Raw genomic sequence first — 21,433 nt, forward strand, 5'->3', positions numbered from 1 at the left:
GCGATAAAGAAAACTTGGCTAGCACCAAGCCCTAGCGAAGGTGGTAGGCCTAGTTGCCTTATCCTGCCGGACTTAACCACTTGCATCGTAGGATAAAGAAAACTTGGCTTGTGCCAAGCAAAGCGAAGGCAGAAGCCCTAGTTGCACTTATCCTGCCGGACTTAAATACTTGCATCGTAGGAGAATGAAAGCCGCTGGCTGCACTTATATTATCTGCCCCCAGACTTATACTTTCTGTTAGTATAGAAAAACAGGTCACTTCGTTTTTCTCAGTGACCCGCTTTTCTAAGGCTTGGATCCTACGCATACATTTTTTCCAGTAATTCCTGAACATTTTCATTTTCCAAATATTCATCATAGGACAGCTGGCGGTCCACTAAGCCCTGAGGTGTAATTTCTATGATCCGATTCGCAATCGTCTCCACGAATTGGTGGTCTTGAGAGACGAAAAGCATTGTACCATTAAAATGAATTAAACCATCATTGAGGGCTGTGATCGATTCTAGGTCAAGGTGATTTGTCGGCTCATCAAGGAGGAGGACATTCGCACCACTGAGCATCATGCGGGAAAGCATACAGCGTACTTTCTCTCCACCTGACAAGACATTGGCAGGTTTCTGGGTTTCGTCTCCAGAGAAGAGCATCCGACCGAGAAAACCACGAACAAAGGATTCGTCTTGGTCTTTTGAATATTGCCTTAGCCAATCCACAAGGTTGAGGTAGGTATCAAAGTACTCGGAATTATCGTTTGGTAAATAGGACTGCGAAGTGGTTACCCCCCAGCTATATCTGCCTTCGTCTGCTTTGATCTCTCCCATCAGGATTCGAAATAAGGTTGTCTTAGCTATACTATTCGGGCCAACAAAAGCAATCTTGTCCCCCTTGTTGACCGTAAAGGTAAGATTCTCGAAGACTTTCTCGCCTAAGACTGTTGCTGTTAAATTTTCAACCGTCAGGAGATGGTTGCCGGCCTCGCGCTCAGGTGTAAATCCAACAAACGGATACTTGCGGGAAGAAGGCCTAATATCATCTAACGTTAATTTATCCAAAAGTTTCTTACGAGAAGTTGCTTGTTTAGCTTTAGAGGCATTGGAGCTAAACCGCTGAATAAATTTCTGCAATTCGGCGATTTTCTCTTCTTTTTTCTTATTAGAATCCTTCATCATTCTTGAGGCTAGTTGGCTGGATTCGTACCAAAAATCATAGTTACCAACGTACATTTGGACTTTGCCATAATCAATGTCCGCAATATGGGTACAGACCTTATTCAAGAAGTGGCGGTCATGGGAAACAACAATGACTGTGCTTTCAAAATCTAAGAGAAAGTTTTCTAACCAGTTAATGGATTCAAGATCCAAGTGGTTAGTGGGCTCGTCAAGTAACAAGATGTTGGGATTACCAAAGAGCGCCTGCGCTAAGAGTACACGAACCTTTTGACTTCCGTCGAGTTCTTCCATCAATTTTTCATGGAGATCTTTAGGAATTCCTAATCCCATCAGAAGTTCTGCAGCCTCAGCTTCCGCTTGCCAACCATTCAAGTCAGCAAATTCCCCTTCAAGCTCGGCGGCTTTAAGGCCGTCTGCTTCAGAAAAATCAGGCTTGGAGTAGAGGGCTTCTTTTTCTTCCAAGATTTGATAGAGCCGAGAATGCCCCATAATCACAGTATTTAATACTTTGAAATGTTCAAACTCAAAATGGTCTTGCTTGAGAATTGCGACCCGTTCTCCCGGAGTAATGACAACTTCCCCTTTGGAGGGTTCAATTTCACCGGCGAGAATTTTTAGGAAAGTTGACTTTCCGGCCCCATTCGCACCAATTAAGCCATAACAATTCCCCGGCGTAAATTTAACGTTGACATCCTCGAATAAGGCTCTTTTCCCAAACCTTAACGTTATTTCACTGGTACTAATCATTCTTTAAATCGTTCCTTTAATTACTTTATTTTTCAACAATAATCCATTATATCACGAATTACTCCTGGAATCACTCCCATTCCTTCCAGACTTCGGGATGATAACCGACGGATGCTACCCGCCCATTACGAACGATTGGCGTTGCATAAAGCCCGGGGTTATTAAGTAGAAGTTCTTCTCGGGAGCTATTCGAGCGGATGAATTCAAGATTTAAAGTTTTGTAGGCCTTCCCTGTTTTATTGATTAAATTGTTTAGAGGAACCGTTCGTTCGACGCTCTCTAATTCACCCTTACTCAGTCCTTTTTCATTGAGATCAATGAATTGGTATTTGATATTTCTTTCTTTAAAATAACGCTCCGCTTTTTTCGTATCAAAGCATTTTTTAGTACCGAAAATTTGGATGTTCATGTCTACTTCTTGACTCCTTTCCAAGCCAGATCCTAAAAAGTGCTCAAATTTACGAAACAAATAAGCACACCAGTTTTGCATCATAAAGATCGAGGCTGGGAACAATGACATGAATAATAAGGAGGACGATTATGGGCGTTAATTATCATTATATTAGGATAAAAGTTAAAGGTTTTCAAACTAAGGATGGACAATATAGGCCAGAAATCCAAGCGGGTACGTTAGGGGATGTAGCGGATTGTCCTGAAAAATGCGACCGCTGCGCCAATCTAAAGAAGGTCAAAAAGATGATGAAACGCAGTATTTTTGAATGCCACCATCTCTATGAAATACTCGAGAAACGCAACCAAATTGCCGAAAGAATGGGGATGGAGGAAGCTATGGAATATCACTATGTCCAGCTTGCAGAAATGGAGTCCAAACGTTCCGATTTCCGTAAGAGTCTTAAGTTATAACGTAAGACTTGGAATTTGATACTAAAGAACATGGCTACTATTTTTTTAGAGTTTTGCTAAAGCATTCTCAATTCGTTTTATAGCATGTTTGATGTTTTCCAGGGAATTTGCATAAGAAAGCCGAAGATATCCTTCTCCAAACGCGCCGAAGGCTTGCCCTCCCAGCGATGAAACTCCTGCCTCGTAGAGAAGATATTCCGCTAATTCATCACTGGAGCGTTTGAAGGATTTAATGTTTGGAAAAACGTAAAAGGCACCAGGAGGGGTTAGACAGGTCACCCCAGAAATCGCATTTAACCCGGCGACAATAGCGTTTCTTCTTTCTTTGAACTTCTCCACCATTTTGGCGGTCGCAGTCTGCGGCCCAGTTATGGCTTCGAGGCCAGCCATCTGAATAAAGCCAGGAACACAAGAAGTACTATTGACGACAAGACGAGTGATTTTTTCGGCCAATTCCCGATTCATCACCCCATACCCGAGACGCCAACCCGTCATCGAATAACTTTTGGAAAAACCATTTAAAATGATCGTTTTTTCTTTCATTCCAGGAACTGAGGAGATTGAGAACATTTCTCCTTCGTATAAAATCTTTTCATAGATTTCATCGGATAAAACCCAGATGTCTCTTCCTAGGATCTTCTCAGCAATCGCTTCAATATCCTCGCGGGCTAAAAAGGAACCCGTCGGATTCTGCGGAGAATTCAGAATGAGCATCTTGGTGCGGTCCGTAATCAAGGAGTTCAGCTCGGTAATATCGATTTGAAAACTATTTTCTTCTCGCAGCGGGATTGGAATGGGTTTTCCACCTACGAAACGAATCATGGATTCATAGATGGGAAATCCCGGATTAGGATAGATTACTTCATCTCCTGGATTGACAGTTGCCAAAATGGAGTAAAACATAATAGGTTTGCCACCTGTAACTAGGACCACTTCCTCGGGCTCAACCGGAATTCCCCGGGTCTTTGAGATATACGCTGCAATAGCCTGCCGGGGTTCGAGTAAACCCGGTGCAGGTGTGTACTTGGTCATACCTCCCTGTAGAGCGCGAATCCCAGCTTCCGTAATATTAACGGGGGTCGGAAAATTTGGTTCACCAATTTCAAGGTGAATAATTTCCTTTCCTTGCCGTTCCAGCTCCTGAGCTTTCGCGAGCATTTCAAAAGCGGTTTCGGTTCCAAGAAGTTGCATTCGATTTGAAAACATATTTTGCATCGTGATTTTCCCCCTTGTCCTATTTTCGACGTTATTTAAGCGGTATTTTCATGAATTAATTTTGTTGACACTTTTGATGCATCGTAGTAATATATAAGATTTGTAAAAACAACAAATGTGTGTTATACTATAGTTACAGTTGCTTAGGAGGTGGGTCAATGTTTCACATTGGCGACAAGATTCTATATCCCATGTATGGAGCTGGAATTATCGAGGCAATTGAAGAGAAAGAAGTCCTTGGTCAGAGTCAGCTCTATTATATCTTGAATATCCCTCATATAAACATGAAGGTTATGGTTCCTACCCAAAAATCGTCGAATTTAAACATTCGCGAGGTTGTTGAACCCGAAATAATCGATGTAGCCCTTCGGGATTTCAATAATGGAAATACAGACCCTGTTATTTATGATAATAAACGATCCTGTAATGAAATCAATAAACAGAGGATCAAAAGCGGGGATATTTTCAAAGTTACGGAAATCATTCGAGATTTAACGCGGAAAAGTAAAAGAAATAAGAATAAGTTGGGCATGGATGATGCAAATATGCTGAATACAGCGCGACAGATTATTGCTAGTGAAGTCGTACAAGTTAAAGGAATCACCCATGAACAAGCTGTCAATTTATTAAATGGAGTCATTAATACTAACGTTATTAATGCATAATCAAGAGACCGTCCTGAGCAAGGCTACAGGGATGGTCTCTTCTTTTATTATTATACAAAAATAAGCAATTAATCCAAACGCAAGGCGAATTGTGGACAAACAGAAGCGCAGTAACCACAGCGAAGGCACTTTTCTTCATCAACATGAACCTTCCCTTCCCGAAGCGTCATGGCTTCGGCGGGACAGTTATTGATGCAAATTCCGCACCCTTTGCAGAAGTTGGAGAATCGCTTTAAAGTCCTGTCTCTCGGAAATGTCAACTCCAGTGAAGTTTCAGGAGTAGGCCTTACTTCTGGGTTGAGAGGTTGTGGTCGAGATGATTCAAAAAGGTGTAAATTTGACTTCAATTCATCTGGAGTCAACATACCAATCGCTAAAGAGCTAATCTCAGGTATTCCCCTGATAAAATTGAGACTTTCGCGTGAATGAGCCGCTAAACGACCTCCTGCCAGGGTTTTCATCGCATAGCTACCTTTACCTGCTACGTGCCCGTTCTGCAAGACCTGAAGCAGATCAGGCAGTTGACCATCGAGTATTCCTAAACCGAAGGAGTTAAGAGCAGGATTGAGGACATCAATGAATTCAACCTCGAGCGCTTGTTGCAAGAGCTTGACAGAATGGGTCGATATGCCAATCGCTCGAATCCAGCCCTTGGACTTAGCCTCAAGGAGACCTGTGAAGGCTTCAGCTTTATCCTTGATTAAATTCTCAGTGCTTTTATTGATATGGAGCATCATCAGATCAATATAATCGCGGTCTAGCGCCTGGCGCGCGTCTTCAATAGCCTTTGACATTACTTTTCGATCTGGAGCTGTTGTGCGAACAGACAAAACAACTTCACCTGAGAACTGGTCTAATGCTCGTTTGATTCGAGAATAAGGGTGGTACATTTGCGCAGTTGTATCCAGAAAGTTTATCCCTTGTTCAAGCCCACTGAGAATAAGCTGGGCACCTTCTTCCTCGGAAACCTTGGACATCAAAGAGCACATTGGAGCTACGCCAAAGCATAATTCGCTGACGTCTGGAAGAGATTGGCATAAATGATATTTATTCATCTTCTCAAATCCTCTGTCCAATAAGATAATGGTCTAAACAGGAGAGCACTCTTCGAAACTGGAAAGAATGAATCGCTGAAAAATTGATGACTACTCCCATAAGTTTAGGAAGCAGACCGTGAAGTTCAAGATCAATGGTATAGCAAACCTTGGTCATGCCTTCCTTTTGAGGCGTGATCGTCCAATACGTTTCCCCAAGGACTACTCCAGCATAATATTCTATTCCGATCCGTTCGGATGGCTTGAGAGAGTTCACTTGGCATCTGAACCAGCCTCCGGACGCCCAAACCTCAATTTTGTCCCCAATTCGATCTGAACTTTGCTCGAGTACTTTAACTCTAACTCCCCAAGGCCACCATTTGGCATACCCTGAAATATCTGAGAGTATATCATATATTTTTTCTGGCGGATAGGGATAGACGCGGCAATCGCTGGCCGTCAAATGTTGCATAAAAATGAGACACCTTCTTTCAAGTTTCTCAATTCGATAATCTTCTTGAATTCCCTCTAATAATTCTGCTTGTATCATCTTCCCCTTTGTCGTGCTGCAAATAGGAGTCATTATTAACTGAGAAATTTTGCTAAAGTTAGACTTACAGTTTAGAATAAAAAGAGATGAAAGGAGTGTAATCTATGCGTAATTTTAATTATTCAATCCCGACTGCAATATTTTTTGGTAAAGACCAGATTGGGGCTTTGTCCGAACAAATCCGAAATTTTGGCGGTTCGCGTGTTCTTTTTGTATATGGCGGCGGAAGTATCAAACAAATGGGCCTTTACGACCAAGTCGTCGCGATCTTGAAAACGCACGATCTTCCTTTTTGGGAATTGGCAGGGATTGACCCGAATCCGAGAATTGAAAGTGTCCGCCAAGGAATCGAAATTTGTCGTAAACATAAAGTTGATTTTGTTCTTGCCGTAGGTGGGGGAAGCTCGATTGACTGCGCTAAACTAATCACAGCGGGCTTCTACTATGAATCCGATCCCTGGGATTTAATGATCGGCAAAGCGAAGTTTGTCAAGGCTCTACCTCTTGGAACAATTCTAACCCTATCTGCAACAGGTTCGGAAATGGATAATTTCTCTGTGATTAGTAACTTTCAAACCCATCAAAAGATTGGCCTGGGAAATCCGGTCATGGCTCCGAAGTTTTCAATTCTTGATCCGACCTATACCTATAGTGTACCTAAAAAACAGACTGCTGCAGGAACGGCGGATATTATGAGCCATACTATCGAAAACTATTTTACCGCAGTCAAAGGTGCCTATCTGCAAAGTCGGTTAGCCGAAGGTATTTTAAAGACCTGTATTCACTATGCTCCGATTGCTCTCGCGAATCCGGATAATTATGAGGCACGAGCTAACTTAATGTGGGCCTCGAGCTTAGCTATTAATGGTCTCTTAAGTTATGGCAAAGAAAGAAAATGGAGCTGCCATCCGATGGAGCACGAATTAAGTGCCTATTATGACATTACCCATGGTGAAGGATTAGCAATTTTAACTCCGCCCTGGATGGAGTATGTTCTGAATGATGCTACGGTTGAGCAGTTTAAAGATTACGGGGTCAATGTTTGGGGCTTAAACCCAGGCGAGGATTCCTATGCTCTTGCTCGCCAAGCCATTGTGAAAACGCAAGAATTTTTTATGTCCTTAGGTTTACCATCAACTCTTCGTGAAGTCATGATTGGCGAAGAAAACCTGAAAATTATGGCTAAAGCTGCTACAAAAGATGGAGCAATCGGGGAATTCAGACCGCTTCATACCGAAGATGTCTATAACATCTATAAGTCAGCGCTATAATTCATGCTCTGCTCAGATTACCCGGTTTAAACGGGGAAGCTCCGCTTCATTTTAAATACTAACAGAGGGCAGATAGCATAAGTGCAACCAACGGCTTTCGTTCTCCTACGATGCAAGTGGTTAAGTCCGGCAGGATAAGGCAACTAGGGCTACCACCTTCGCTAGGGCTTGGTGCTAGCCAAGTTTTCTTTATCGCTGAAGCTCGGCGAAAGCCGGGTTTTCTTTATATGACAGCGGAGCTTTTTTCTCTTTATACACAAAAGACTACGAGCGTGATTCATACGGGATTGGATCGACTAATCCCGCTTCTTTAAATCCTTTGAGCCGTAAGGTGCAACTATCACAGATGCCACACGCCTTTTCCCCACCCTGATAACAACTTGTCGTAAGGTGCAAAGGAGCGCCATTGGCTTTTGCTAGTTTGATTGTGGTCGCTTTAGAAAGATGGATAAGCGGTGTTTTAATCGCGATCGGTTTTCCTTCAACGCCTGCTTTAGTTCCAACCTCAGCGACGTGCTGAAAAGCTTCAATAAATTCTGGACGGCAATCTGGGTAACCGCTATAATCGATCGAACTCACTCCAATAAAAATGGCCTCAGCACCAATGACCTCGGCATACCCTAAAGCATAACTTAAAAAGAGAATATTGCGCGCGGGAACATAAGTGACGGGAATTCCCGCTTCTTGTTGATAAGCAGGTACGGATATGGAAAGATCCGTCAAGGCGCTTCCCCCCACAGAGTCAATGACAAAAATACGATGTTCCTTGACCTGGTAATAAGACGCCACCGCTTTGGCGCTCTCAAGCTCTCTTTGGTGTCTTTGACCATAGTTAAAAGAGATCGGGTAAAGCTCATACCCCTCTTGATGAGCCACACTCATGCAGGTGGTACTATCTAATCCTCCAGAAAGTAATATTATTGCTTTTTTCATGCCGTTACTTCTCCCTTCTTTCCTTTTTCTTCTTTATTCCCCCGGAACAGGAGCAAAGACCAGACGTAACCTCCTTGAACTTTGGCCGAAAATTGTCCCAAGATAACCCAAGGAATGAAACTGCCAAAGGCCAAGGTTGGAAACGTTATCGAATCTATTTAAGAATACCTACTATTATAACGCTAAGTAAGGATCGAGCGCAAAAAAATAAGCAATGAGCGAGTAATAGATGTTTAATGAGTTGTGTTAACATATAATGTGAAATGTAGACTGCTTAAATAAATCATGGGAAATAAAGGGAAATTGCTTCGAAAGAATTTTTTTGAAGGTGAGCGATTGACATGATTTTAGCTGGAGATATCGGCGGTACGAATACACGTTTAGCCTTGTTCGAGCAAAGTGGTTCTGAACTTTGTCTAATTAAGACAAAAAAACAAGCCAGTAGAGACTGGCAGGATCTTGTAGGTGTGCTTTACGATTTCTTAGAGGACGCGGGGGTAGGTCAAGAACAAATAGAAGCTGGATGTCTAAGTTTAGCCGGGCCACTCCAAGGAAATCACTGCCAGCTTACTAATCTTGGCAAAACTATTGACTTAGAGCAGGTGCGGAAATCCTTGAATTTAGTAACGTCTCTCACCTTTTGCAATGATCTCGTTGCCCTTGGATATGGGCTCCAGACCCTCGAGTGTTCACAACTCTACTGTCTTGCCTCAGGAAAAGAAGATCAATTCTACACCAATCCGGCCTTAGCTAATCGCGCGATTCTAGCTCCCGGTACGGGCTTGGGTGAGTCCCAGATTATTAAGGGAAAATATGTAAGCCCAACAGAAGGTGCGCATGCCGATTTCGCACCTCAGAGTGAGCTAGAGGTTCGGTTGTGGCGTTTTCTTCATCATGAATTTGGACATGTGAGTTATGAACGGGTCCTTTCCGGACCGGGGCTTACGCATCTCTATCGTTTCTTTCTTAGCGAGGTCGGCGAAGAATCTAACGTCTCTTCTGCGCTCTCTCCGCAGGAGATCACGGAAAAAGCGCTCTCCCAAAATTGCCCAGTGTGTCGTTGCGCTCTTGACCTTTTTGTTAAGATTCTCGGAGCGGAAGCAGGCAATCTAGCCCTGAGAAGTTTAGCTCTCGGAGGGATTTACCTCGGAGGTGGAATTGTTCCAAAACTCCTCCCCCAACTACAAAATGAAACTTTTCTGAGAGCATTCTGTGATAAAGGCAGATTCAAGGAATTACTCGCAAGCATCCCTGTCTATGTCATTCTTGAGGAGCAAACGTCGCTTTTCGGTGCCGCTAGAATAGCTATCATTCAATATAACCAGAAGACTAGGGTATAAAGAAAACTTGGTTTGCGCCAAGCCTCTAGCGTAGGCGGAAGCCTTAGTTGCACTTATGCTATCTGCCCAAAACTTATACTTTCTGTTAGTATAAAAAAATAGGTCTTGATCTTGCATATCCAGTTCATTCTATAAAATACTGATCTTCGAAAATACTTTTACCCTTTTGAATCTGTACCGAATGATCCTGATTCGCGCATAAATGGACAAAAAGTTTAAAAAGAGTTTCTTCAGCGTTGATACATTTCAACTGTTGAGCCAATTGCTCCACGGTAAATTTTTGCCCGCGGTTCTCGCGCAAAAAATCAAGAGCTAGGTTTTTCAAGGTAATAGCTTCTCCGGTACACATTTTCCCCATTTCGACAGCGGGCTGGTTATAGGCATTGATATTAACTAAGAGTGCGTAGATACTAACGGCTCGTTCAAAAAGCCCGATGAGCACGCCAATCGTGAACGGAGTAACCTCCGAAATCGTAATCGTGATTGATTCTCGACCTTTTAAGGTAAGCGCGTTGCGTGTTCCGAGTAACGACGCCTGAAGATAATCTCCGCACGTACTATTATCGGCAAGAATCGGCGAGAGTTTAGCTCTATCTTTTAAGACTTCAATGAACGTAACAAAAAAGTTATTTGGCCCCTCGAGGAGTTGCTGAACATAAGAATGCTGGTCTGTCGAGCCTTTATTTCCAAAGACGACAAGTCCTTGATGCACGATGCGACCCTCGAGGTCTTTTTCTTTACCTAAGGATTCCATGAGAAGTTGCTGTAAGTATTTCGAGAAGAGTACAAGTCGATCCTTATAGGGAAGTATTACCATTTGCTTGCCTCCCTTGCCTTCGGTGGCCTTATACCACATTAAGGCGAGAAGAGCAGCGGGATTGTGATCTGCTGCAACCTCACGCGTTTTCTCATCACAGCGGCGAGCGCCCGCCAGCAAGGATTCGATCTCAACCCCCTGCAGAGCAAGTCCGACGAGCCCTACTGATGAGAGTACAGAGGTCCTGCCCCCGACCCAATCCCACATTGGAAACGACTTAAGCCATCCTTCGGTTTGAGATACATGATCGAGTTTACTGTCTTCTTGCGTGATGCTGATGGCATGCTTCGAAAAATCCAAGTTATTCTCCTGGTAGACGTTTTTAGCTTCGAGCATCCCATTTCTTGTTTCGAGAGTTCCGCCGCTTTTGGAAATGACAATACATAAGGTCGTATCCAACTCAGATTCTAGGCGCTTAAAAATCTGATCCATTCCTTCGGGGTCAGTATTATCGATAAAAAATAACTGCATCCGATCCTCATTTGTCCCAAGTGCATCTGAGACGAACTGTGGTCCTAAACAAGAACCTCCAATTCCGATGAGAAGGATATTTTTGAAGAGCGCACCATTTTCGTTACGGATTTCTCCATTGTGAATTTGGTGAGCAAAGGCTTTGATATTGGCGAGATTCTCTTGGATAGCTTGAGAAATTTCCGGATTCGGGGCTAATTCCGGATTTCGGAGCCAGTAATGCCCAACTCTTCGGTTTTCATCTAGGTTCGCGATTGCTCCTTTTTCCAGTAAATCAATTTGGGCGTAGATCTTTTCCATTTGTGGAGCCATACGGCTAAAAAAATCCTCTGGAAAAATCATACGGCTAATATCAATCATCAGATCCGATTCAGGATCCGCGTACAAATAAGTTTTAAATTTTGGCCAGGACGTTTCGCTCAATTGTTCCACCCTTCCCTATCTCATTCTTTATATTATAGCGAGGTTCTCCCTGTTTCTTGAGCCAAAGTTTTAAGCCAGTCCTTGAGCTCTGTAGTTAAAAGATTTTGTTCTAACTGCCACTTCCAGTTTCCCTCAATCGTTCCCGGAATATTCATCCGAGCCGCGGAATCAAGGCCCAGTAGGTCCTGCATCGGCAACACAATCCAAGATGCTTCGCTCCTATATAATTGTTCTATGAGCTTTTGACAAATCCTCTTTAAAGTTACGTCTTCCAGTGATGAGGAGGAATTTTGAGATTGAAGAAAGCTTTTAACCCAGCCGTAAAGAGTGTCATTGTCGTGGGTTCCTGTATAGTAGACTAAATTTTCTTCCTGATCGCTCGCAGGTTCAAGGATGATTCTAAAATCAAAATCATCATCGGAATCTCTCGTTCCGGAATCTCCAGTATCTACCTGAGCGTTGAATTGCAGAACCTTCATTCCCGGAAAACCACAGAGCTTTTTGAGAACCTTAACGGCAGGGGTGATCACCCCCAGATCCTCGGCAATCAGAGGTAATTCACCAAACTCTTCCTTTAAATTCCTGAAAAATCGCACCCCGGGACCTTTAATCCAGTTGCCGTTGATGGCGGTTTCCTCTCCCGCGGAGACCTCCCAGTATGCTTCAAAGCCTCGGAAATGATCGAGACGATTAAAATCAGAGAGAGTTAAAGATTGCTTAATTCTTTGCTTCCACCAACTGAAGTTCTTTTGATCGAGTGCCTCCCAGTTATAGACCGGATTTCCCCAAAGCTGGCCCGTGGAGCAAAAATAATCGGGCGGGACTCCAGCTAATTTCTTCGACCGGCCCTTTTCATCCAGAACAAAGAATTCACGGTTTGCCCATGTATCACAGCTATCTTCGGCAACAAAGATAGGGATATCTCCTATAATTTGAATTCCTTGTTCCTGAGCATAGTGTTTCAGGTCTCGCCATTGTGCATAAAACGTATACTGGATAAAACGAACATACTCAATTTCTGGAGCAAGCTGCTCCGCGTATGCTTCGAGTACACTAGCTTTCCTAGTGGCGATATCTATCTCCCATTCATACCACGGAAGTTCCTTAAAATGTGATTTTAACGCGCGGAATAAGGCATAATCCTCAAGCCAATCTTGATTTTCCTGAAGAAACCGTTGGTAATTAGCAGAGGAGAGGTAAGAAAACTTTCTTGATTCAGTTAAATCATGCAATGGTTCGATGATTACTTGAAAGCGTGAGAATGCTAAACGGTATAAATTTTCTTTAAAGGGCTTTACGTACGTGAAGGGATGAAGATGTTTGTCAGATTGAAGTTGTGCACCAGCTAGGAGGTAATCTTGCGCTTCTCCTTCTGCCGTCACCTCTTCTTGGGTAAGCAGTCCTTGGTGCATAATCAGCTCGATACTAATAAGTAGAGGATTCCCGGCAAAAGCAGATTCACTTTGATAGGGCGAATAATCAGCACCTGGTGGGTTAAGAGGTAGAATCTGCCAAAGCGATTGTCCGGATTGTTTTAAAAAATCTACAAATTGGTACGCTCCTTCTCCCATATCACCGATTCCCCAAGCAGAGGGTAAGGAGCTTACGTGCATTAGAATTCCGCAGGAGCGAATGAGCCCTTGCTTCATTTCTGGCGTCTTGGTTTTTTCCACGAGCAACGCCCTTCCTTGGAGGGGGAGGATTTCGAGAGTAAATTCTTTGACTTCGCCTTGGGCTAAGGTCGATCCTTGAAGTAGATCAAGGATCAATAGATTAGTATCCGAGAAATTAAGGGTAATTTCTTTTCTTTGCGTTTCATGCCTGTTTAAGATAATAATGATATCTTCCTCACGCCCTGTTCGTTTAAAACCATACACATCGGGTCCCGCCCAAAAAGAAATAAACTCCCCCGTTTGCAAAATATCATATTCCTGACGTAAACGAATAAGTTGTCGATACCAAGCGAGAAGCTCCGGATCTTCTTTACCCCAAGGGTAGGTCCCCCGGTTAAACGGATCACTATACCCTTCTAGACCGGCTTCATCTCCATAATAGATACAAGGGACACCTGGAAATGTCATCTGCAGGAGACTCAGCAGTTTTAAGCGTTTTATACCTCGCTTTCGCGCGGTTGATGATAAACGATAAGTCTCTCGTTCCTTGGCTGTTAACTCCTCCTCAGGCGGAGCTCCCCCTAAAATCGTAAGAATACGCCTGCGGTCATGACTTCCCAAGAGGTTCATCTCAGCGTAAAAATTTTCACGAGGGTAGTTTTCGTAAAGGCTCATAACCTTTTGATGAACCCTTTCCGCATCCTTGGTACCTAAGATAAAATGAAGAAATATTTCTCGGAAAGGATAATTCATCGTTGCGTCCAGTTCTCTTCCCCAAAAATACTCTCGTAGATTACCATAGCTTCTTTTATGGCTTGCGTCTTCCCAAACTTCGCCGATGAGAACGGATTCGGGGTCATTTGCTTTCATTGCTGTTCGTAGTTCCTGGATAAATGGATCGGGGAGTTCGTCGGCAACATCAAGTCGCCATCCTTTAATTCCTTTTTTCATCCAATGATCAAGAACGCTTCCTTCTCCTCCGTAGATAAAGGCACGGTAAGAAGGATCTAATTCATTGACTTCCGGAAGCGCTTCAACCCCCCACCATGATTTATAATCTTCAGGATAGTGGTTAAAGCGAAACCAATTGAAATAAGGAGAATCTGGAGATTGGTAGGCACCTAAACTCGGGTAATTCCCGTACTGATTAAAGTATATACTGTCATTCCCGGTGTGATTAAAGACGCCATCTAAAAGAATCGCGATCCCTAGCTTTTGGGCTTCCTGCACGAGGTCCTCAAAATCGCGCTCAGTTCCGTACATCGAATCAATCCGGTGATAATCCGCAGTGTCATACTTATGATTGCTCGGGGAATCAAAAATCGGATTTAAATAGAGAATACTGATACCTAAAGCTTTTAGATAGGGCAATTTTTTTTTAACTCCCTGTAGATTTCCCCCAAAAAAGTTCCAACGGGTCACTTGACCTTGCCGATTCGTAATATAAAAAGGCGTATCTAACCAGTCGCTATGGATCAAGGATTTTGCTTTGGGAGAATTTAAATGACCATTATCATTGCCATTATAAAATCGATCTACATAGATTTGATACATTACTCCTTTTTTATACCACTCAGGGACGTGGCTCGGGGTGTAAACCGTGATTTGATACGCCGGAGGTTCTTGCTCTTTAAGCTCGCCTAATCCCCCCAAATCCAAATCATTATTCCCATAATAATACGTTTTTGAACCAAACGGGATGATGAAGAAATACCAGATAAGACCAGGCTGATCAGGTACTCTATAGGAAACTTCAAAGGTGGATTTAAGAGCCGAATAAAAACACGTGGAGATTGGTTGTGCGGGGGAGTGAAATTCTCGATCGGGGTTTCGTTCTAATTTCGTCATCGAAAGCAGAATTTCCTGATCTTCGAACCAGAGTCGAAGCATACAGGTTTCGATCGGTGTCGTGGAACGAAGTACGAGGCGAAAAACAATCTCCTGTCCGCAGGAGATTGCCCCAAAAGGATTCCGAAAGAATAAGTCTTGAGAATCATGGTACGCAAAAAATTCCATCTTGTTCCTCCAGCTTTATCTCATCTTGAGCCAGAATTTGATAGAGTTCAAGATACTGACGTGCGGAACGGTCCCAACTAAAGTTAGTGGCTTGGGCATTCAGCTTGAGCCGCTTCCAAAGCCCCGGCCTCTTTTTATAGAAATGAACTGCACGTTGCACTGTGAAAAGAAGCTCCTGCGCATTGTAATTAGCAAAGCTGAAGCCATTCCCTTTCCCCGTGTCTTCATTGAGAGGAAGAACGGTATCCTTGAGACCGCCCGTTTCTCTAACGATCGGAATCGAGCCATAGCGCATAGCAATCATCTGAGCAATCCCGCAGGGTTCAAAGCGGGAAGGCATCAGAAATAGATCGGATCCGGCATAAATCACTCGGGCTAACGGCTCGTCAAAGAGAATCCGGGCAACGAGTTTACCAGGGTGTTTTTTCTCACAATCACGAAACATTGTTTCATAATGCTGTTCCCCGGTGCCGAGAACCACCATTTGGACATCCAGCTCAAGAATCTCTTCAAGAACATGGGCGAGTAAATCCATCCCCTTTTGGTTGACCAAACGCGAGACGATTGCGAGGACAGGGACCTCTGGACGAAGGGGTAGGTTCATTAAATGTTGTAAATCGCGTTTATACTTCCGCTTTTCATCAGTCAATTCATCTTCAGCAACGGGGTATTTTTCAATATCAATTCCATTAAGAATACCGGTCAGTGACGCTCGGCGCTTTTGCAATAGACCTTCAAGCTTTTCTCCATAATAGGGGGTCTGGATTTCCTGGGCATAGGTGGGGCTGACGGTCGTCAGATGATCCGCATAGAGGAGTGCAGCTTTCATAAAATTTACGGCTCCATTAAATTCTAAAGTTTCCGCCGTAAAAAATTCCTGACCAAGGCCAAGAATATCGCCGAGGACTTCCTTTGCAAAAACGCCTTGATATTGGAGGTTATGGATGGTAAATACGGTCTTAATCGGGAAAGAACGAGCGCGGGGGTAAGCATCCGTTACGTCAGATGATTGAAGTTTAAGCATCATGGGAATTAAGGCAGTTTGCCAGTCATTACAATGGATAATATCGGGGTGAAAATCACCTAAATAGGGCAGACTTTCAAGAACAGAACGGCAGAAAAAAGCGTATTGTTCGGCCTGGTCATAGAAGCCATAAATTCCGGAGCGTTTAAAATAGTATTCGTTATCAATAAAATAATAGGGAATTCCCTTAACCTTCGTTTCTCCGAGCCCGCAGTATTGCTGACGCCAAGCAAGGGGTACACGAAACTGTGCAACAGGTTGAATTTCCCGTTTCAGTTCCTCAGAAATTTGGCTATATTGGGGCATCATAACTCGTACATCAAGGCCCAGCTTTTTTAAAGCTAAGGGTAAAGACCCTCCTACTTCACCCAGTCCACCTGTTTTTATGAAGGGATCCGCTTCAGGTGTTACGAAAAGGATTCTCATCGACTTCCCTCTTCCCGCTCTTTTCTGGCGTTCTAAATTATCGATTTTTTGGAAATAACCAAGGGATTATCTCCACTGCCTTTCAGGACATTTCCCTCTTTGATTTCCACAAATTTGTCCAGAATGACATTTTCGAGCACTGCATCCGGGCCGATGATACATTTTTGCAGAAGAATACTATTCTTAATTTTGGCCCCGGATTTTATCATCACTCCCCGGGATAAGATTGAATGTTCAACTTCACCCTCAATGGAACATTCACACGTGAGTAGTGAGTCCCGAACGTTCGCAGTTGAACTGTAGAACGTCGGCGATTTATCGCGAACTTTGGTATAAATGCGGTTCTTGCTAAGAAGGAGCTCCGCGCAAATTTCTGGATCCAAGAGATCCATATTCCGATTAAAATAATCCGCGATGGAACGAATCCTCCCAATATAAGCATTGGCGAGGAAAGCAAAAACACTAAGGATGCTAAGATTCTCACGAATAGAATCCAGGAGATCAATCGTGTCAATAGTCTTATAGCCTTCGATAATCTCCAATAAGAGTTTGCGGCGGATGATCAGCATATCCACAAAATAGGGTTTTAAACTCGGGGAAGTCTCTTGCGCTTCGTTCTCCTCAAGAGCATGAACAGTTTGCCCCTCGCCCAAGGATAAAATCGTTCTTCCCTCGAGTTCCCTGGGATTGTCTGATTCTTTATAAATTAGCGTAATATCGGATTGCTTTTTCTCGTGAAAGATAAGAGTATCATGGTAATTAATGTTATAAACCTGGTTACAATAAGTGATAATGACGTTTTCGGAAACATCCTTTTCCAAAAATTCAATGTTGAGGCCCATATCCTTGAGCGGAAATTTAGATTGACCACCGGTTAAGCCATGGATTGCCCCCGGTAAAATAAACAATCCGCCGGATTTTCGGTCAAGGTACCAATCTTTTCCGGCGCCCGTATGATCGAGTACAGGCCGGTAATGTTGGGGAGTAATTAACCCAACGGTCCGAATCCCAGAATTGACGAGACTGGACAAAGCAAAATCGAGGAGCCGGAATTTTCCGCCAAAAGGAACGGCCGCTATCGGCCGTTCCTGAGTCAGGCCTTGTAGTAAGTCGGAACGGGTATTCCCAAAAATGATGCCAATAATACTCCTCATCTGCTCTCTTCCCTTTCTGCACCTATAATTATGAGATAGGCAAGACTTACCCTGCCTCGAAAACCGTACCTTCGGTGACGATATGATGATCTTGTATGACGGTTATACCTGAATGCGCGGAGTTCTTCTTATCCTTGGGCTGAATCTGACAATGACTCAGAATTTCAGTTTTCTCACCAATGATCGCCTTTTCAATATGCGTTTTGGCGTGAATTATGGCATGATGCAAAAGAATGCTGTCTTTAACCTGAGACTCTTCACCAACATAAACTCCCGGAGCTAAGATTGAATTGCTGACCTCCCCTAAAATGATACAGCCATTACTGATCAAGCTGTTTTCAATTTTGGCCTTAGTGCCCACATAGTGAGGAGTCTGAACCATGTCATTAGAATAAATCCTGAATTCAGGGTCAAATAGGTTTATAGACTTCTGGGGACGAAGTGACTCCATGTTAGCCTCGTAATAACTTTCAATTGTTCCTACATCCTTCCAGTATCCCTGAAAAGGATAAGCGTAGAGTTTCCTTCCTTGGTTGAGTAACGCTGGGATAACATTCTTGCCAAAATCGTGCACTGAATTTTTATCCATCTCGTCCTCGTATAAGGCTTTCTTCAGGACTGGCCAGCTAAAAAGATAAATTCCCATGGAGGCTAAATTGCTTTCCGGTCGAAGAGGCTTTTCCTGGAACTTGGTGATTCTATTACCTTCATCCACACTCAGGATTCCGAAACGGGAGGCATCTTCCATAGGAACTTCGAGTGTGGAGAGGGTCACATCGGCCTCCTTTTCCTTATGAAATTCCAAAAGTGTTGCATAATTCATTTTATAAATGTGATCCCCGGAAATGACAAGAACGTAATCAGGGTCATAGTGATCGATAAAATTCATGTTTTGATAAATTGCATTAGCAGTTCCCTTATACCAGCTGCCCTCGGTTTCCCCCATATAGGGCGGGAGAATATTGACTCCGCCAGAGGCCCGATCAAGATCCCAGGCTGAACCTGTACCAATATAGGAATTGAGAATAAAGGGCTTATATTGCGTGAGTATTCCTACTGTATCAATATTTGAATGGGCACAGTTACTGAGGCTAAAATCAATGATTCGATATTTTCCGCCAAAGGAAACAGCGGGTTTGGCAATATTTCGAGTTAGGCAGCCTAATCGACTTCCCTGTCCCCCGGCTAAGAGCATAGCAATGCACTCTTTTTTCAGCATATTCCCACTTTCCTCTACTATCTTATATATTCGCTTGTCCTCAAATCATTCTTTTTAGCGGCACCGAATGTTCCAAATCTCAGCAGCGTATTCGGTAACGGTTCGGTCACTGGAAAACCGAGCGGATTGGGCGATATTAACAAGTGTAGATTTAGACCACTTTGTTTTTTGCGCGTAGAGGGTTAGCATTTTTTGATAGGTTTCATAATATGAACAAAAATCCTTAAGTACAAAAAACTCATCATTGTAATGCAGAAGAGAGTCATGGATCGTGAGAAATTCTCCGCCAACGTCTTGAAAGTAACCACAAACCAATTGGTCCATGATGCGCTTAAGATTGGGGTCTTTCAGATATTCGTCCCATGCTTTATACCCACCTTGACTGGTGTAACGAAGAACCTCCTCGACGTTGAGCCCAAAAATGAAAATATGATCATCGCCGACTGCTTCGCGAATTTCGAGATTAGCACCGTCCAAGGTTCCCAGGGTCAATGCTCCATTCATCATGAATTTCATATTTCCTGTTCCCGAGGCTTCTCGGCCGGCAGTCGAGATTTGCTCACTGATATCGGCTGCGGGATAGATTAATTCACCTAAGGAAACATTGAAATTCTCAAGAAAGACAAGTTTGATCTTGTCATTAACGTCTTTGTCTGTATTGATCTTTTGAGCAAGGGTATTAATGAGTTTGATCAGGGTCTTGGCATAATGGTAACCCGGTGCAGCTTTTCCGCCAAAAATAAAGGTTTGGGGCTCAGTGAGGTAATCGGGATGAGCTTTCAATTGGTTATAAAGGTTCATAATTTTAAAAACGAACAGAAGTTGTCTCTTATAGGCATGAATTCTTTTCACTTGGACATCAAACAAGGAAGAAGGGTCAAGTGCTAACCCTTGCTTTCCGTTAACGTACTGGATAAGCCGAAGTTTATTTTGTGTTTTGACTTCTGCCAACTTTTCGAGAAAACTTGAATCGTTGAGGAAGGCCTTAAGTTTTGAGAGCTCTTCAGCATCCCTTTTCCAATGGGGACCAATCGCCTCTGTAATGAGCTGAGATAATCCGGGATTGGCGGCATAGAGAAAACGGCGGTGACTTACCCCATTGGTTTTATTGTTGAAGCGCTGAGGGTACATCGTGTAAAATTGAGGAAAGACGTTATCTTTGAGCAACCGGGTATGGAGTTTAGCGACACCATTTATTGAATGACTCCCGATCATTGCGAGATGAGCCATGTGAACGTGCCCGTCGAGAATGATTCCCGAAGGAATGGCTGTCTGCGAGTCTTCGGCAAATTTCAGACGTCGTTCGACTTGAAAGCGGCGATCGATTTCTTCGATAAGCAGATAAATCCGAGGAAGAAGAGCTTGTAACATTTCAATCGGCCACTTTTCGAGGGCCTCAGGCATGATGGTATGATTGGTGTAGCTTGTGGCGCTAACGGTAATAGCCCAAGCGTCCTCCCAACCTAAGCCTTCTTCATCGATCAGGAGGCGCATCAATTCGGGAATGCAGAGTGCGGCATGGGTGTCATTAATGTGGATGGCCACCCACTGCGCAAAATCCTCGAATGAGGTGTTTCCCTTCTTATAACTCTGCAAAATCGAACCTAAACCTGCCGCCACAAAGAAGTACTCTTGTTTTAAACGCAATTCCCGACCTGCTCGATGACTATCCTCTGGATAAAGAATGGAAGAAATAGCCTCAACTTCGGATTTATAGCTCTGGGCTTGTTTAAATTCTCCCTTGTTAAATAAAGCTAAATCTAAACCAGCAGAGATCGGCTCAGCACTCCAAAGCCTCAGGTTATTGATGTAAAAAGGATTTCGATAACTAAAGACAGGTATGTCATAAGGAACAGCCAGGATGGGTTCATAATCTTCATGGCTGAAGGTCAATTTTCCCTGGACGGATTCAACCCGTACGTGTCCCTTAAACCGGACAATGATAGATTTGTCCGGTTTGCGCATTTCCCAGGGATACCCGTTTTTCAGCCAGTTATCGGCAATTTCAGCTTGAAAACCATTGATCACTTTTTGCTCAAATAATCCATATTTGTAATGGATACCATTGCCATGGCCTTTGATGCCCTTGAAGGACATCGAGTCGAGAAAACAGGCTGCTAATCGACCTAAGCCACCATTTCCTAAACCAGCATCACTTTCTTGGGCTAACAACTGATCAAGATTAATCTTAAGATCGGCTAGCCCTTCTCTGACCAAATCAAGAATCTCCATATTGACTAAATAAAAAGGGAGAAGTTTTCCAATTAGAAACTCCATCGAAAAGTAATACACGTGTTTTTCTTTTTCACGAGAATAAGCTTCATTGGACAAGGCACGGCATAAACTCACTTTTTCCTTAAGCAGGAGGACGAGGGCGTGATACTTATCCCAAGAAGTCCCTTCATCGATCGTTTTCCCTTCCGCCTCGGCGAACTTCTCTAAATAGGCTTGTTTGAAACTTTCCTTATCGAAAAACAAATGGGTT

The 21,433-nt window shown here is 43.4% G+C and carries 16 protein-coding genes; 4 read left to right on the forward strand and 12 right to left on the reverse strand.

Translation table 11 applies throughout. The features are described 5' to 3' along the window. Positions 1-299 precede the first annotated feature (299 nt). Together VM640_RS07655 and VM640_RS07660 are read right to left on the reverse strand one after the other, a co-directional pair. The gene (locus VM640_RS07655) at positions 300-1,913 is read right to left on the reverse strand and encodes an ABC-F family ATP-binding cassette domain-containing protein (protein WP_325390921.1); all 1,614 of its coding nucleotides are present in this window, start codon (positions 1,911-1,913) and stop codon (positions 300-302) included. A 70-nt stretch (positions 1,914-1,983) separates the two neighbouring features. Beyond that, the gene (locus VM640_RS07660) at positions 1,984-2,322 is read right to left on the reverse strand and encodes an arsenate reductase family protein (protein WP_325390923.1); all 339 of its coding nucleotides are present in this window, start codon (positions 2,320-2,322) and stop codon (positions 1,984-1,986) included. Between the two features lie 131 nt (positions 2,323-2,453). Here VM640_RS07660 and VM640_RS07665 point away from each other — a divergent pair, with 131 nt between their 5' ends. Further along, positions 2,454-2,777, forward strand: a complete 324-nt coding sequence (locus VM640_RS07665) for a hypothetical protein (RefSeq protein ID WP_325390925.1) — start codon at positions 2,454-2,456, stop codon at positions 2,775-2,777. Positions 2,778-2,822: 45 nt separating this feature from the next. Here the strand turns inward: VM640_RS07665 and VM640_RS07670 are convergent, their stop codons facing one another. After that, positions 2,823-3,992 carry a pyridoxal phosphate-dependent aminotransferase gene (locus VM640_RS07670; protein WP_325390927.1) on the reverse strand — a complete coding sequence of 390 codons (1,170 nt, stop codon included), beginning with the start codon at positions 3,990-3,992 and terminating at the stop codon, positions 2,823-2,825. 158 nt (positions 3,993-4,150) lie between these two features. Here VM640_RS07670 and VM640_RS07675 point away from each other — a divergent pair, with 158 nt between their 5' ends. Continuing rightward, on the forward strand, positions 4,151-4,657 hold the full coding sequence (locus VM640_RS07675) for a CarD family transcriptional regulator (protein WP_325390930.1): 507 nt from the start codon (positions 4,151-4,153) through the stop codon (positions 4,655-4,657). A 68-nt stretch (positions 4,658-4,725) separates the two neighbouring features. Here the strand turns inward: VM640_RS07675 and VM640_RS07680 are convergent, their stop codons facing one another. Next, a complete protein-coding gene (locus VM640_RS07680) occupies positions 4,726-5,712 on the reverse strand; it encodes an aldo/keto reductase (protein WP_325390932.1) in 987 nt (328 codons plus the stop codon). A gap of 4 nt (positions 5,713-5,716) precedes the next feature. After that, positions 5,717-6,241: a type II toxin-antitoxin system RatA family toxin gene (locus VM640_RS07685; protein ID WP_325390934.1), complete on the reverse strand. Its 525-nt coding sequence runs from the start codon at positions 6,239-6,241 to the stop codon at positions 5,717-5,719. A gap of 104 nt (positions 6,242-6,345) precedes the next feature. On the opposite strand from VM640_RS07685, the gene VM640_RS07690 reads away from it, so the two are divergent. Continuing rightward, positions 6,346-7,512 carry an iron-containing alcohol dehydrogenase gene (locus VM640_RS07690; protein WP_325390936.1) on the forward strand — a complete coding sequence of 389 codons (1,167 nt, stop codon included), beginning with the start codon at positions 6,346-6,348 and terminating at the stop codon, positions 7,510-7,512. Positions 7,513-7,776: 264 nt separating this feature from the next. Here the strand turns inward: VM640_RS07690 and queC are convergent, their stop codons facing one another. Beyond that, on the reverse strand, positions 7,777-8,445 hold the full coding sequence (gene queC, locus VM640_RS07695) for a 7-cyano-7-deazaguanine synthase QueC (protein WP_325390938.1): 669 nt from the start codon (positions 8,443-8,445) through the stop codon (positions 7,777-7,779). Positions 8,446-8,786: 341 nt separating this feature from the next. Between queC and glk the strand changes: the two genes are divergently transcribed. Continuing rightward, a complete protein-coding gene (glk, locus tag VM640_RS07700; protein WP_325390940.1) occupies positions 8,787-9,785 on the forward strand; it encodes a glucokinase in 999 nt (332 codons plus the stop codon). Between the two features lie 124 nt (positions 9,786-9,909). On the opposite strand, the gene VM640_RS07705 is transcribed toward glk, so the two are convergent. The 6 genes from VM640_RS07705 to VM640_RS07730 are packed head-to-tail and all read right to left on the reverse strand — an operon-like array spanning position 9,910 to position 21,426. Beyond that, the gene (locus VM640_RS07705; RefSeq protein ID WP_475394577.1) at positions 9,910-11,505 is read right to left on the reverse strand and encodes a glucose-6-phosphate isomerase; all 1,596 of its coding nucleotides are present in this window, start codon (positions 11,503-11,505) and stop codon (positions 9,910-9,912) included. 23 nt (positions 11,506-11,528) lie between these two features. After that, a complete protein-coding gene (locus VM640_RS07710; protein WP_325390942.1) occupies positions 11,529-15,125 on the reverse strand; it encodes a bifunctional glycogen debranching protein GlgX/4-alpha-glucanotransferase in 3,597 nt (1,198 codons plus the stop codon). After that, the gene (gene glgA, locus VM640_RS07715) at positions 15,103-16,575 is read right to left on the reverse strand and encodes a glycogen synthase GlgA (protein ID WP_325390944.1); all 1,473 of its coding nucleotides are present in this window, start codon (positions 16,573-16,575) and stop codon (positions 15,103-15,105) included. Before glgA ends, VM640_RS07710 begins: the two co-directional genes overlap by 23 nt. 32 nt (positions 16,576-16,607) lie before the next feature. Continuing rightward, complete coding sequence (glgD, locus tag VM640_RS07720) at positions 16,608-17,729, reverse strand: glucose-1-phosphate adenylyltransferase subunit GlgD (RefSeq protein ID WP_325390946.1); 1,122 nt, start codon at positions 17,727-17,729, stop codon at positions 16,608-16,610. A gap of 46 nt (positions 17,730-17,775) precedes the next feature. Then, a complete protein-coding gene (locus VM640_RS07725) occupies positions 17,776-18,948 on the reverse strand; it encodes a glucose-1-phosphate adenylyltransferase (RefSeq protein WP_325390948.1) in 1,173 nt (390 codons plus the stop codon). Between the two features lie 54 nt (positions 18,949-19,002). Next, entirely contained in the window at positions 19,003-21,426 is a 2,424-nt protein-coding gene (locus VM640_RS07730; RefSeq protein WP_325390950.1) for a glycogen/starch/alpha-glucan phosphorylase, read from the reverse strand. Between the last annotated feature and the right edge of the window lie 7 nt (positions 21,427-21,433).

The organism is Desulfitobacterium sp. (assembly GCF_035539115.1).
In the GTDB taxonomy this organism is placed as follows: Bacteria; Bacillota; Desulfitobacteriia; order Desulfitobacteriales; family Desulfitobacteriaceae; genus Desulfitobacterium_A.

What these genes read in the sequence shown, in the direction of transcription:
- VM640_RS07660 (WP_325390923.1), bottom strand. Translation starts at nt 2,322, where the DNA reads ATGAACATCCAAATTTTCGGTACTAAAAAATGCTTTGATACGAAAAAA.
- VM640_RS07710 (WP_325390942.1), bottom strand. Translation starts at nt 15,125, where the DNA reads ATGGAATTTTTTGCGTACCATGATTCTCAAGACTTATTCTTTCGGAAT.
- VM640_RS07665 (WP_325390925.1), top strand. Translation starts at nt 2,454, where the DNA reads ATGGGCGTTAATTATCATTATATTAGGATAAAAGTTAAAGGTTTTCAA.
- VM640_RS07675 (WP_325390930.1), top strand. Translation starts at nt 4,151, where the DNA reads ATGTTTCACATTGGCGACAAGATTCTATATCCCATGTATGGAGCTGGA.
- glgD (WP_325390946.1), bottom strand. Translation starts at nt 17,729, where the DNA reads ATGAGGAGTATTATTGGCATCATTTTTGGGAATACCCGTTCCGACTTA.
- VM640_RS07685 (WP_325390934.1), bottom strand. Translation starts at nt 6,241, where the DNA reads ATGATACAAGCAGAATTATTAGAGGGAATTCAAGAAGATTATCGAATT.
- VM640_RS07690 (WP_325390936.1), top strand. Translation starts at nt 6,346, where the DNA reads ATGCGTAATTTTAATTATTCAATCCCGACTGCAATATTTTTTGGTAAA.
- VM640_RS07725 (WP_325390948.1), bottom strand. Translation starts at nt 18,948, where the DNA reads ATGCTGAAAAAAGAGTGCATTGCTATGCTCTTAGCCGGGGGACAGGGA.
- VM640_RS07655 (WP_325390921.1), bottom strand. Translation starts at nt 1,913, where the DNA reads ATGATTAGTACCAGTGAAATAACGTTAAGGTTTGGGAAAAGAGCCTTA.
- queC (WP_325390938.1), bottom strand. Translation starts at nt 8,445, where the DNA reads ATGAAAAAAGCAATAATATTACTTTCTGGAGGATTAGATAGTACCACC.
- glk (WP_325390940.1), top strand. Translation starts at nt 8,787, where the DNA reads ATGATTTTAGCTGGAGATATCGGCGGTACGAATACACGTTTAGCCTTG.
- glgA (WP_325390944.1), bottom strand. Translation starts at nt 16,575, where the DNA reads ATGAGAATCCTTTTCGTAACACCTGAAGCGGATCCCTTCATAAAAACA.
- VM640_RS07670 (WP_325390927.1), bottom strand. Translation starts at nt 3,992, where the DNA reads ATGCAAAATATGTTTTCAAATCGAATGCAACTTCTTGGAACCGAAACC.
- VM640_RS07680 (WP_325390932.1), bottom strand. Translation starts at nt 5,712, where the DNA reads ATGAATAAATATCATTTATGCCAATCTCTTCCAGACGTCAGCGAATTA.